Annotated in this window: 9 protein-coding genes; 6 read left to right on the forward strand and 3 right to left on the reverse strand. The window is 48.9% G+C overall.

Annotated features, from left to right (window positions below; genetic code table 11):
- Positions 1 to 292: 292 nt before the first annotated feature.
- Positions 293 to 2,323, forward strand: coding sequence for an S-layer homology domain-containing protein (locus tag MTR82_RS06520; RefSeq protein ID WP_246808360.1), 2,031 nt, complete (start codon positions 293 to 295; stop codon positions 2,321 to 2,323).
- A gap of 303 nt (positions 2,324 to 2,626) precedes the next feature.
- On the opposite strand, the gene murJ is transcribed toward MTR82_RS06520, so the two are convergent.
- The 3 genes from murJ to csaB form a co-directional block, all read right to left on the reverse strand.
- Positions 2,627 to 4,147: a murein biosynthesis integral membrane protein MurJ gene (murJ, locus tag MTR82_RS06525; protein ID WP_246808361.1), complete on the reverse strand. Its 1,521-nt coding sequence runs from the start codon at positions 4,145 to 4,147 to the stop codon at positions 2,627 to 2,629.
- Between the two features lie 106 nt (positions 4,148 to 4,253).
- Positions 4,254 to 5,426 (reverse strand): glycosyltransferase family 4 protein, encoded by a 1,173-nt coding sequence (locus MTR82_RS06530; protein WP_052650726.1) that lies wholly within the window; start codon positions 5,424 to 5,426, stop codon positions 4,254 to 4,256.
- A gap of 24 nt (positions 5,427 to 5,450) precedes the next feature.
- Positions 5,451 to 6,560, reverse strand: a complete 1,110-nt coding sequence (gene csaB / locus MTR82_RS06535; protein ID WP_052650727.1) for a polysaccharide pyruvyl transferase CsaB — start codon at positions 6,558 to 6,560, stop codon at positions 5,451 to 5,453.
- Between the two features lie 136 nt (positions 6,561 to 6,696).
- Between csaB and MTR82_RS06540 the strand changes: the two genes are divergently transcribed.
- The 5 genes from MTR82_RS06540 to MTR82_RS06560 all read left to right on the forward strand — a co-directional run bounded on the left by MTR82_RS06540 (position 6,697) and on the right by MTR82_RS06560 (position 12,442).
- Positions 6,697 to 7,410 (forward strand): WecB/TagA/CpsF family glycosyltransferase, encoded by a 714-nt coding sequence (locus MTR82_RS06540; RefSeq protein WP_246808362.1) that lies wholly within the window; start codon positions 6,697 to 6,699, stop codon positions 7,408 to 7,410.
- A gap of 17 nt (positions 7,411 to 7,427) precedes the next feature.
- On the forward strand, positions 7,428 to 8,699 hold the full coding sequence (locus tag MTR82_RS06545) for a nucleotide sugar dehydrogenase (protein ID WP_052650729.1): 1,272 nt from the start codon (positions 7,428 to 7,430) through the stop codon (positions 8,697 to 8,699).
- Positions 8,700 to 8,713: 14 nt separating this feature from the next.
- Positions 8,714 to 9,583: a UTP--glucose-1-phosphate uridylyltransferase GalU gene (galU, locus tag MTR82_RS06550; RefSeq protein WP_246808363.1), complete on the forward strand. Its 870-nt coding sequence runs from the start codon at positions 8,714 to 8,716 to the stop codon at positions 9,581 to 9,583.
- Between the two features lie 332 nt (positions 9,584 to 9,915).
- A complete protein-coding gene (locus MTR82_RS06555) occupies positions 9,916 to 11,031 on the forward strand; it encodes a glycosyltransferase family 4 protein (protein ID WP_246808364.1) in 1,116 nt (371 codons plus the stop codon).
- Between the two features lie 16 nt (positions 11,032 to 11,047).
- Entirely contained in the window at positions 11,048 to 12,442 is a 1,395-nt protein-coding gene (locus tag MTR82_RS06560) for an O-antigen ligase family protein (protein ID WP_246808365.1), read from the forward strand.
- Positions 12,443 to 12,654 lie beyond the last annotated feature (212 nt).

Consider the following 12,654-nt stretch of genomic DNA (forward strand, 5'->3'; position numbering starts at 1 on the left):
GGCAGTTTTTTTTAGCTGCAACTCAAACCGTCTTGAGGGAAACTCGCCAATATTTGCGAGCAACTCACGCCACTTTGAGGAAAACTCGACACAATTAGAGAGCAACTCATGGCAACTGTAAAACGTTCTTCTCATTTTTTCGAAACAAAAGAACTAGTTCTATAGAAGAAACTTTTTTTACTGTATTTTTGATAAGGCAAAGGGCTCGTTCTTTCAGAACATGCCATAAAAAACCTTTTTTAAAGGACAAAAATGCATTACACTGAAATCAGGCAGAAATAAGGAGGACTTCATGAAGAACATTAGTAAATTCGTTGCGTCTATCTTGTTGATTATGGGAGTTTTAGGGTTCGCATCATCACCAAGCCAGGCCAGTGACATAGTCCCGGGCAGCGCCCTGGAAAAAGAAATGAATGAAATGATCAACCGCGGCATCCTTTCAGGCTACAAAGACGGCACGTACCGTCCAACTGAAAACGTGACGCGTGAGCAGTTTGCCGCTTTTATTAGCCGGGCCATGAAACTGCCGGCAGGGACGCATACATTCAAAGACGTTCGAAGCGATTCAAGCCTTGGCGCTGAAGTCGGCAAAGTGTACGCCGCCGGCATCATGCAAGGGATCACGAAAGACACATTCCAGCCGCAAGCGCTGATTACGCGTGATCAAGTGGCAATCACCGTGAAGAACATGCTGGAATACAGCAAGATGACGTTAAATCCGAAACGCATGAGTTTTACCGATGAAAATGAAATGTCATCCGTGACCTTAAGCGCCATCTACAATATTGCCAACTACGATATTGTCTTCGGCTATCCGGATTACAAAACTTCACCTGTGACTTATTCTTTTAAACCGAAAAACAATGCGACACGTGAGCAGGCAGCAGCCTTTATTTACCGTTTCTTAACGGCTTATGAAGCAGCTCCGACGCCGGCGCCTGAGCAGCCGGCACCAACGGATCCAACTCCTGCACCAACGCCTCCAACAGACAACAGCCTTTATTATTTAGGGTACGTTGAAAACGGGAAGTTAGTTAAACAGGAATACGGACATAAAGATTATCTAAGCGCAGCGGAATCGTTCAAGAACGTGGCATCCGCAAAAGCGATTCTGCGCGGCGATGAAATCATCCGCGTGAAGAGCGGGCTTGCGTTCGGCGACCGGGTATTAAACGGCGTCAAGCAAGTCACAACGATCTACTACGATACCGATTTCAAGAAACAAGCGACGTATATCGAACACGGCCGTGAAATCCGCTACATCGATTCAAACGCTGATTTCGTCAAAGTGCAGGTCGGCGGAACGATCGGCTATGCGAAGCACAGCGAAGTGGATTTTGTGCCTTATGAATTGATCAAAGACCGCGACTACTACATCGTCAGCCAGTGGGGGACGCTTAGCCATTTCCAATACAATTATGTGAATAAACAAGGCTCGAGCTATTCCATCGGACCAGCACCTTCATCGATGCAGCAAGGCGTGAAATACTACAGCCACGACGGCGTCCACTTTACAGCAGGATCGTCGAAAGTGGTGCACTACCCGTACTTCCAATACCAATCGGTCCGCACGAAAACGAATTACTCAGCAGCGGAACTCGATAAATACATCATGAGTCGTTTGACTGCTTTGAACAGTTCGTCAGGAACGTACAAAGACGCGATCACGAAATCAAAACTGATCGGCAAAGGGAAATATTTCCTTGAAATGCAGGAGAAATACAACATCAATGCCTTGTTCATGCTGTCGGCAGCAATGCACGAAAGTGCGTATGGCATGAGCGCGAATGCACAGACGAAGAACAACCTGTTCGGCATCCGCGTTTACGACGGTTCGCCGCATGAAGGCACGACGTACAAGCAGCCGGAAGGCAGCATCGATGCGTTCGCGCGCGAATACATGAACCGCAACTACGTCAACCCGAACGGCTCTTATGCAAACGGAGCAGCGCCGGGCAATAAAACCACAGGCTTCAACGTCAGCTACGCTTCTGACCCGACATGGGGATCGAAAGTGGCGGGGCATATGTACCGCGCTGACTTGGAACTGGGCCAAAAAGACATCAACAAATACAAGCTCGGCATCACGAATACCGCGTCAGTAAATGTACGCAATGCTCCAGAAGGCGCTTTGCTGTATCAATACAAACGCACGTACCTGGGAGTTGAAAATGCCTTTGGCTACCCGGTGGTCATCGTCGAAACGAAAAAACACACAGACGGCTACAACTGGTACAAAGTCATTTCCGACTTGAACCCGGAACACGATACCAACAACGGCTTTGGCTGGATCCGTTCGGACCTGGTCGATGTCATCAACTGAAATTGAGAAAAGGGGCAGCTGCGGCTGCCCCTTTTTTTATACTGTTTTGGCTGAAATCAACCATTAAGCATCTGAAATCAATCCACCTTATTCTAGATGAAGCCAAATGCCTAAAATAGCTGCGCAATCACCACCAATCACCTGAAATTACCCGGATAGCTTGCGAAATTACCCCATTCGAGTCTGAAATCACCCTTCGAGCGTCCGAAATTACCCAAACACTCTCGAAATCACCCCTGACGCCCACCCAAACAAAAAAAGACCCGCCGCAGCGGATCTTTCATTCAATCAAATCAACCTATTTTATTTCTTTCCGCGTCTTGCAAGCCCGAGGAAACGCTTGAAGCCATGCGGATGGACGATGCGCAGCATCCCTGCGTAGACAATGATTCCAATCGGTACAAGCACCGCCAATTGAATCAATGAATACCAGTCTTCGGCGCCAAGCAGCTGTTTCGCGCCCCATACAACAGCACCCATGACAAGCGCCGGAACCAGGATGCGCCAAGCGGTTGTGCCGAAGCGGCGCAGCTGGTCCCAGCCTAAATCTTTATACACCACGATCATCGAAACGGTGAAGTAGTAGATGGATACGGCAGAAGCGGCGAAAGCGAGCGCCGTGTAGCCGTAGCGGTCAACGAGCAGCCAGTTCAGCAGCAAGTTGACAGCGATCGTCGTCACGGAAATGCGGAAAACGACAGCCGTTTTTCCGCGTGCGTACATCGATTTCGACAGAATCAATTGCATCCCTTGAAAAATGATGATCGGCAAATAGAACAGGAGGGCAAGGTGCGTGTTCGCTGTGTCTTCAGCGGTAAAGAGTCCGCGTTCGTAGATGAACGACACGACAGCGTCTCCGACAACCGCAAGCCCGACCGCAATCGGCACGAGCGTGATGAACGAAATTTCCATGCCGCGGAAGACGGTATCTTTGAATTTCGGAAGATCGTCAATTTGTTCCGACATCAACGTAAAGATGATGGCCGCGAGCGTTGCGGCATAAATTGCATTCGGAATGCTGACGATCAATTGCGAGTTGTTCAAATACGTCACCGCACCTTCAAGGCCGGTGCCGGATGCAAAGGCTTTATTGACAAAAAGGTTGATCTGCCCGACCACCGAGTTCAGGAGGGAAGGGACGATCAGGATGATAAAGGCTTTCTTGAAGTCGGATTCCAGGCGCAGCGTCGGTTTCCAGGAATAATCAGAGCGGATCAAATAATAGATTTGGATCAATGCCCCGACGACCGTCCCGAAAACGAACCCGTATGCCAGCGAATAAATTCCCCAAATGTCTGAAAATAATAAAGCAAACACAGCGGACATCAACGTCGCCAGCAATTTCGAAATCAAGGTCGGCACGAAAATGCGGCGCGACTGCAGGTAGGATTCCAATAAGCCGGCTAGGGCGATAAAGACCATGAAGATGAAGAACACTTCCGTCATTTCAACGGCAATCGGTTCAGCGCCTTCCGACATCTTCGGGTAGATGAGCGGCACAAGCCACTGGGCAGAGAACCAGCCGGCGACCGAAATGCCGACGAACAGGATCATCGTCCAGTTCAATAAGGCATTGGCGTTCGTGTCGTCTTTATCTTCACCGGATTTCCGGCGCTTGATGTACATCGGCAAAAAGACGTTGTTAAAGCCGGTGGCGATCATCGCTACGACCAGTGTGATAAATGAAAACGCCAGGAAGTAGGCATCGGTAGCATCGGAAGCCCCGAATTCCTTTGCGACGATCGATTCGCGAAGGAAGCCCGATAATTTTAATAGGAGTGCAAGCCCGGTGGTCCATATGGCCGCTTTTTTAAGACTGGACATCAATTTCCCTTCTTTCTGAAAGTGTGTGCGCACGTGGCACAGACAAGCAAAGCGGCTGACTTCGAAAGTCTCGAGTCAGCCGCCGGTTGTATTTAAGCTCAAGTTCTTATTTCTTCAGCGCTTTTTTGTAGATGGCTTCGTATTTCTCAGCCGCTGCGAAATGCGAGTATTCCGCGACGATTTTTTCGCGGGCCGCTTTCGCAAGCTCCTGCCCGTACGCCGGCTCATCCAACAAGCGGATCATGGCATTCGACAGGTCTTCCACATTGCGTTCTTCGACAAGCAGGCCGTCTTTTTCGTGGTCGACGATTTCTTTCAAGCCGCCAACGGCACAAGCAATCAACGGAATGCCGGAACCCATCGCTTCCAAAGCGGAAATCGACGTCGCTTCCTCAACGCCAGCCGAATAGATCGACGGCACAAGGGCGATATCGCTCAAAGCATAATATTGGATCATGTCTTTATGGTCAACAGCGCCAAGCATTGTCACGCGTTCTTCGATGCCGAGTTCACGCGCTTTCGCTTTCATGTCATCCATCATTTCACCCGTTCCGGCAAATACCAATCGTGCATTCGGGTATTTTTCGAGCACAGGCGGGAAAGAAAGAATCGGATAGATGACGCCGTTTTTCTTCGTCAATCGGCGCGGGATGAAGAAAATCAAATCATCCTGCGGCAAATTGTATTTCGTACGGAATTCAGCGCGGCGTTCGACTTCCGGTTTGAAGTCTTCCACATCGATGAAGTTTTTGATCATCGTCGCATCTACGCCGGATTCACGCTTGATGTATTCTTTGATGCGCGTATCGACCGTAATGACGGCACGCGTTTTCTTGTACATGCTGAACTCAACATTCAGCAAAGTCTGTTTGTGCTTGCTGTCTTCAGCGACCGAACCTTTTGAAATCCCTTCATACGTCAAATAGCCGTGGGCCGTTGTGACCGTCGGAAGCCCCGCGTTCAACGACGCGCGCGTCGCGAAGACGTCCTGGCCGTTGACGATGTCGAAGGATTTGTATTTCTCCTGTTTCAGCATCGCTTCCAAGAAACCTTGGCGGCGATTTAAGGTCCAAACGTATCCGGCGCCTAAAGACATTTTGTTCAGAACGAACGAAGGCCCGCGGGCAATCAAATCGCGGCGCCATTTGGCTACGTCCGAGAACGAAAGCGTCTCAACCGTATGCCCCAAGTTTTCAAGACCCGTCTTCAACGTGGTCATATGGGTCGACAAACCGCCGAGGTGGGGGTAGTCGTAAGATGTTGCCAATAAAATTTTCATGATTCTTTCCTTTCTCCAGATCCTTTATTTCACAAAGTTCTCTTCCAATAATTCCACATTGCGCATGGCTTCTGCATGAAGCGTCGCGACATTAGGTTCGATGATCGCTTGCGCAGCTTCTTTGTTGTCTAATAGATATAACGCATTCTCGAGCAGTTTAGTTTCATCGATTTCGCCCAGGCGGAACGAATAGTCCCACATGCCCGAACGCTTCAGGAAACTTTCCACTTTTTTATCGTAGCTGAAGCCGAGATGCGGCACATTTGAAAGGGCTGAGAAAATCAGCGCGTGCAGGCGAAGGCCGACCGTCAGTTCGGCATGGCGAATGAAGTTCAAGAACTCATTCGGCGTAAAGTCGGAGCCGAGCAGCATCGCTTTATCCGCATGCTTCATTTTCGATAGCACATCGTTTGAAGCGGGGACGTCGTATTTTCCTTCCATTGGAACGAATACCGGCGTCACGCCGCGAAGCTCGATCAACTGGTCAAGCAGGCGAGCCGTTTTTTCGATGTAATCAGGATTGTCGAACCATGGGCGCACGGTCACAGCGACGATTTTTTCATTGCCTGTTAAAGGCAGTGAGTTATAGGCACGGTCTTCTTCGTCCGCTTTGAACGCGAACACGATATCCGCCGTCACGACCGTTTCCGGACGCGTCACGCCAAGCTTTTTCAAATAATCCTTCGAATACTGGTCGCGCACGGTAATGAAATCGGCGCGGTTCGCAAACACTTTCATCAAAATCTTGCCCCAAGTCGACGTGACCGGGCCGATGCCCTGAGAAAAGAACATCACTTTTGTTCCGCATAGTTTTGCGAGCATCACAATCAGCAAATAATACGGAAGGGGGCCGAACAGGAATTTCGTCGGGTATGTATCCTGCAGCAAGCCGCCGCCGCCGGAAATCAGCAGGTCGGCGCTCCGCAGCGCTTTGACTTTTTCTTTATTTTCACGGCGCCATGCGCGGTAAACTGATTTCACATTGTATTCTTTAGCCGTTTTTTCCGGTGACAATGAAAAGACGGTAATGTCTGGGTTATTCAACTCTGCACGCAAGTTATCAATAATGGCTTTCAGGATCGCTTCGTCACCCGTATTGCCCAATCCATAGAAGCCAGATAGTACAATTTTCACATATTTTCCTCCTCAAACTAAAGCTCGCAAGCCTTGTCCTCGCTAAATTCTACCACTTGTCAAACAGCCTGTGCAACTCCTCTAAAAATCTGCTATACTAATAAAATTGAAAGCGACTGAATCGAGGGTTTGACTAATGAAGGAAAAATATTTAGGGGTGGACGTTTCGCCTCTGTCATATGAAGGTATAATAAATGATTTGAGGGTCCGCATTGGGGCTGGCAAACAGTCGACCATCATTGCGGTAAACCCGGAAAAAGTGATGAGCGCCCAGCGCGATCCAAAAGTGAAGGAATTGATCAACGCTTCCACGTACCAGATCGCGGATGGCGTCGGCATTTTGCTCGCTGCAAAAATAAAAGGCGGCGGCATCACATCGCGCGTCACCGGCGTCGATATGATGGCGAGATTGCTGAAGTTTGCAGAAAGTGATGGCCATTCTGTGTATTTTTATGGCGCCAAGGAAGAAGTGGTTACAAAAGCGATCGCGAACATCCAAGCGCAGCACCCGAATATCCGCGTAGCCGGCTACACGAACGGCTATGAAAAAGACGAAGCGGCGCTTGTTTCACGCATCCACCAAAGCGGGGCGAAAATCCTTTTCGTTGCGCTCGGCAGCCCGAAACAAGAACTTTGGATCAGAAGAAACTTGAAGAGCTTGCCAAACGTCCAAGTATTCCAGGGGGTTGGCGGCAGTTTTGATGTGTTCTCAGGAACCGTCAAACGCGCACCGGCACCATTCCGGAAACTCGGGATCGAATGGCTTTACAGGCTTCTCGCCAGCCCTTCCCGCTTCAAACGCCAGCTCAACTTGCCGGTTTTCTTATTTAAAGTATTGCGATCACGATAAAAGGAGATAATGTCAAAATGAAGAAATCCATCTGTGTTGTCGGACTTGGCTACATCGGCTTGCCGACAGCCGTTATGTTTGCGAACCACGGACACAAAGTCCATGGCGTAGACGTCAATGAAAAAGCGGTAACCATGATTCAAAATAAAGAGCTTCATATAGAAGAAAACGGATTGCAGGAACGCCTCAACATGGCCATCGACGGAGGCATGCTGACAGCTTCCATGAAACCGGAAGAAGCAGACGTCTTCATCATTGCGGTTCCGTCACCGATCAAAGCAGATAAAACGGCTGAACTTGAATACGTTCGCAAAGCGACGGCTTCGGTTGTGCCTTTCTTGAAAAAAGGCAATTTAGTCATTTTGGAATCGACTGTGCCACCAAGAACGGTGGAAGATGTCATGATGCCGGAACTTGTTCAATCCGGTCTTGAAATTGGAACCGAACTATTCGTTTCCCACTCGCCGGAACGCGTTATCCCGGGCCGTGTGTTCCAGGAACTCGTTACCAACGACCGCATCATCGGCGGCATCAACGAAGAATCGGCACGCCTGACTTCTGAATTGTATGCATCGTTTGTCGAAGGGAAGATGCACGAAACAGACGCAACAACAGCGGAACTCGTCAAAGTAATGGAAAATACATACCGTGACGTCAACATCGCATTTGCCAACGAACTCGCTATGATTGCCCAAGGAATCAATGTCAATATTTGGGAAGCGATCAAGCTTGCGAACTACCATCCGCGCGTGAACATCCACACGCCAGGACCTGGCGTCGGCGGACACTGTATCGCGGTGGATCCATGGTTCCTAGTTGAATTGGATCCGGAAAAATCGAAACTCATCCACTTGGCACGCAAAACAAACGACGGCATGCCGTCTTACACAGCGCAGCTGACAGCGGATATCTTGAACGCAAAAGGCATTAAAGACCCGAAAATCGCGGTTCTTGGCCTTGCATTCAAAGGCAACATCGACGACATGCGTGAAAGTCCGTCTGTGGAAGTCGTATCGCAATTCCGCGAACGCGGCATGAAACTGACGGCGCACGATCCGCATATCAAAGTCAACAACTTGCCGGAACAGACACAAAGCTTCGATGAAGCGATCCAGGACGCATCGGCGTTGGTCGTATTGACGGATCACCAGGCATTCCGCGACATCGATCCGACAACATTGACGAATGTGGCGAATAAAATCATCATCGACACGAAAAACTGCATCAACCGCGAAAAATGGGAAGCTGCAGGATTTGACGTCTACTTGCTAGGCGATTCGAAAAACTAAGAGGAGGAAGCCGAATGAAAAAAGTCAGAAAAGCGATCATCCCCGCTGCAGGACTTGGTACGCGTTTCCTTCCTGCCACGAAAGCCATGCCAAAAGAGATGCTGCCGATCGTCGACAAACCGACGATCCAGTATATCGTAGAAGAAGCGATTGAATCCGGCATCGAAGACATTATCATCGTGACCGGAAAAGACAAGCGTGCCATCGAAGACCATTTCGATTCTGCCCACTTGCTTGAAACGCGTTTAGCGGAGTCGGAGAAATTCGAGCTGTTGAACGCGGTCCAGCTTTCCAGCAAAGTGGATATCCATTACATCCGCCAGAAATCGCCGCTTGGCCTAGGGCACGCCGTATGGACAGCGCGTAAATTCATCGGCGACGAGCCGTTTGCGGTTCTGCTCGGCGACGACATCATCCAAGCGGAAACGCCAGGATTGAAGCAATTGATCAACCAGTTCGACGAACAGCAATCCTCCGTCATCGGAATGATGGAAGTGCCGGAGAACGAGACATACCGCTACGGCATCATCAATCCAGCGGAACGGATGGGCAAGCTTTACCGCGCGAAAGGGTTTGTTGAAAAACCAAGAGCCGGCACAGCTCCGTCTAATATGGCGATCATCGGACGCTACGTTTTCACGCCGGAAATCTTTAAATACCTCGACCAGATGAAAGTCGGTGCAGGCGGAGAAATCCAATTGACTGACGCGATCGAGCAGTTGAATACGATCCAAAACGTCTACGGCTACGCCTTCGAAGGCAATCGCTACGACGTCGGGGAAAAACTCGGCTTTGTCGAAACCACCCTAGAATTCGCCTTGCAGCGTCCAGACCTGCGCGAAGACTTGATCAAGTTCATGAAAACGAAGCTTGAGGGATTGTAATTAATAGAAGAGTCGTTTCTATAGTCGCTTCGCCGCTTAGGGCATGACTCCCGCAATAAGCCAAGAAAACCACTTGTCTTATTGCTTCGTCTAGCCCATAGGCGCGGCGGCGCTAAGTAAGTTATAAATCAAAAGAAATATTCATTTAGATATGGAGCAAAACAGCGGAGACTCCCGCGGGATAGCGAAGTGCCGAAATCCACTTTGGCGTTTAGCCAAAGTTAGTTCGGCGCAAGCCCGCTGGAAAGCGGAGCTGTTTTGCGGAATATCTCTTACTACCTATAATTTGCACTCATAAAAACACATTCACGAACAGGAAGGGAAGGGACAGTTTGAAGATTTTATTGGTATCGAATATGTATCCTTCTGAGGCATTTCCTAGCTATGGCGTTTTCGTCCAAAATACGGAAGCCATTTTGAAAGACGAGGGATTCAGCATCGACAGAGCGGTGCTGACGAAAAAGACCGGCAAGGCGCAAAAAGCGCTCGGCTATGCACAGCATTACGCGAACGTGGTCCGGAAAGGGATGAGCGGCAAGTATGATGCGATCTATGTGCATTACGCTGCCCATAACGCATTGCCTTTATTGGTTTTAAAAAAACTCAAGCCATCCGTACGCATTGTCACCAATGTCCACGGCAGTGACGTGGTGCCGGAAGTGGCTTCGCAGGAGAAATTCCAGCCGAACGTCAAAAAACTGCTGGGCCAATCCACAATGATCATTACACCTTCCCATTACTACGAAAAACTCGTCAAAGAAAAATACCAGGTCCGCACACCGATCCGGATTTTCCCTTCCGGCGGCGTCAACGCGGCTGTGTTCTACCCGAACAAAGAAAATAACGCCGAATTGATGGCGATGTATAAACTCGATCCGAATTTCCGCTATTTCGGCTATGTCGGCCGCATGGACGTCGGAAAAGGCTGGGACCACCTATTGAACGGGTTCGCCGCTTTTTTGAACGAACATCCGGAAGAAAGAGCCAAGACCCGCTTGATCATGGTCGGCTCCGGCAAAGACGACGCCGCATTTTTCGAACTCCGCAAACGCCTTGGATTGGAAGAATCAGTGGTGCATTTCCCATTGATGAAGCATGCAGATCTTGCTGCGATTTACAATATCATCGACCTTTTCATTTTCCCGACCACCCGAAAAGGGGAGAGCTTAGGGCTTGTCGGCCTGGAAGCGATGGCTTGCGGCACCCCGATTCTCGCGAGCCGCATCGGCGGAATTTTGGATTACACGAAAGAAAACGAAAACGGCTGGCTTTTCGAACCCGGCAACCCGCAGGATTTGGCAAGGGGCTTAGCCGCCTATAACGCGCTTACGCCTGAACAAAAGCAGCAAGTCGGCCAAGCCGCTTATCAAACCGCTCAACAGTACGAACAAAAAACGATTCAATCGAAACTTTCAGCGATTTTTCACGAGCTTCGGTTAAAAAAATGAAAGAGGATTCCCAACCATGAATTATAAAAAAATTCTTATGCTCCTAGTGGCTTTTATCGCCCTGCAGCCAGTCATTGATGTTCTGACGACCGCGTCCATTTTCGTTGTGGACACCAGCATAACAGTGGGAGTGCTAATCCGCGCCGCTTATATGGTCGCTTTGCTCCTTGTCCTTCTATGGGCTTCAAAGAAAAGCAAGATCAGCCGGATCTTTACGATTTATTTGGTTGGATTAGCGGTATTGCTCGCAGCCAATGTCCTGGTCAACCTGCAAGTCAAAGATCCGTATTATTTGTTCCAAGAGCTTAAATTTTTCAATAAAGTAATTTATTTCCATATTGTCTTGCTTGGATTAATGATCGTTTACCGTGAGTTGAAAGCTCGCGATTACGACATTTCCGGCAAAACGACGAAGTTTTTCTGGCTTTCGGGCATGGTTATCGGAATTGTGTTCGTCGTAGCGCAAATCACCGGAACAAGCCTTTCAAACTACTCGCATACGAAAGTCGGCTTCACCGGCTGGTTCTATGCGGGCAATGAAATCGGAGCCATCATGGCCATCGTATTGCCGATCATGGCGCTTTACGGAGCAGAAAAGACCAATTCCTGGAAGAAGCCATGGGCTTGGATCCCGTTCGTCCTGCTGTCGCTTGGCATGTTAGCGCTTGGCACGAAAGTCGGCTATGGCGGCATCCTCATTGTGCTCTTATCCGTCTTAATCGGCAGTTTGATCATGCTGTTCTTTATGAAGAAAAAGACAGCCAATGTAAAATCAAACTTATTGATTTCAGCAGTCTTGACAGTGGTTTTAGTGGTAGTAACACCATTCACACCAGTATTTGGCAATATGTTTGCGCACTTAGAATCATTTGGCCTTAACTTCGGTGAAGCTGTAGAGCGACCAGGAGAAGGAGAGCTTGTCGAAGGTGACGAAGGGTTTGAAGAACAAGAAGAACCGGTAATTACAAACGATCAAGTACAAAATTTGATTTTCAGTTCGCGTGAAAAGTATAAAGAAGTTATGAAAGACGATTTCTACAGTTCACCGATTTCACAGCAACTATTCGGTATGGGCTTTGCCGGAAACTATGAGCCGCAGCTTCCAGGCAAAACACCGAAAATGATCGAAATGGATTTCCATGATTGGTTTTATTCGTTCGGATTTATCGGATTCATCTACTTGATGGCGCCGTTTGTTTACTTCGCCGGCAAATACTTGCTCCACTTTATCCGCAACCTGAAAACGCATTTCACGTACTTCTACGTGCTTTACGGCGTCGGCTTCCTGCTTGGCATCGGCATTGCCTATACAGCGGGCCACGTGCTGACAGCACCGGCCGTATCGATTTACTTGGCAGCCATCCTTGCGATGCTGGTCGTGAAAGAGAATTTAATTAAATCGAAGAGCTAATAAAAATCCGCATCAGAATTTCTGATGCGGATTTTTTGTCTATATAAGTTGAACTAAAGAAGTAATACTAATAAGACGCTTCGGCGCAAGCCCGCAGGAAAGACATTGGCCGTGGCTTGCAAGGCCAAGTCTTTGCGACGAAGCTAGCGTAGCGATGCAGGAGCATATCTTTTTAGCGGAGCTGTTTTGCGGAATATTATCTCATACAAAAA

This window comes from Planococcus ruber (assembly GCF_022819085.1).
Taxonomy (GTDB): domain Bacteria; phylum Bacillota; class Bacilli; order Bacillales_A; family Planococcaceae; genus Planococcus; species Planococcus ruber.

Excerpts from the sequence above, each read along its gene's own strand:
- MTR82_RS06520 (WP_246808360.1), top strand. The coding sequence starts at position 293 with ATGAAGAACATTAGTAAATTCGTTGCGTCTATCTTGTTGATTATGGGA.
- murJ (WP_246808361.1), bottom strand. The coding sequence starts at position 4,147 with ATGTCCAGTCTTAAAAAAGCGGCCATATGGACCACCGGGCTTGCACTC.
- MTR82_RS06530 (WP_052650726.1), bottom strand. The coding sequence starts at position 5,426 with ATGAAAATTTTATTGGCAACATCTTACGACTACCCCCACCTCGGCGGT.
- MTR82_RS06540 (WP_246808362.1), top strand. The coding sequence starts at position 6,697 with ATGAAGGAAAAATATTTAGGGGTGGACGTTTCGCCTCTGTCATATGAA.
- MTR82_RS06545 (WP_052650729.1), top strand. The coding sequence starts at position 7,428 with ATGAAGAAATCCATCTGTGTTGTCGGACTTGGCTACATCGGCTTGCCG.
- galU (WP_246808363.1), top strand. The coding sequence starts at position 8,714 with ATGAAAAAAGTCAGAAAAGCGATCATCCCCGCTGCAGGACTTGGTACG.
- MTR82_RS06560 (WP_246808365.1), top strand. The coding sequence starts at position 11,048 with ATGAATTATAAAAAAATTCTTATGCTCCTAGTGGCTTTTATCGCCCTG.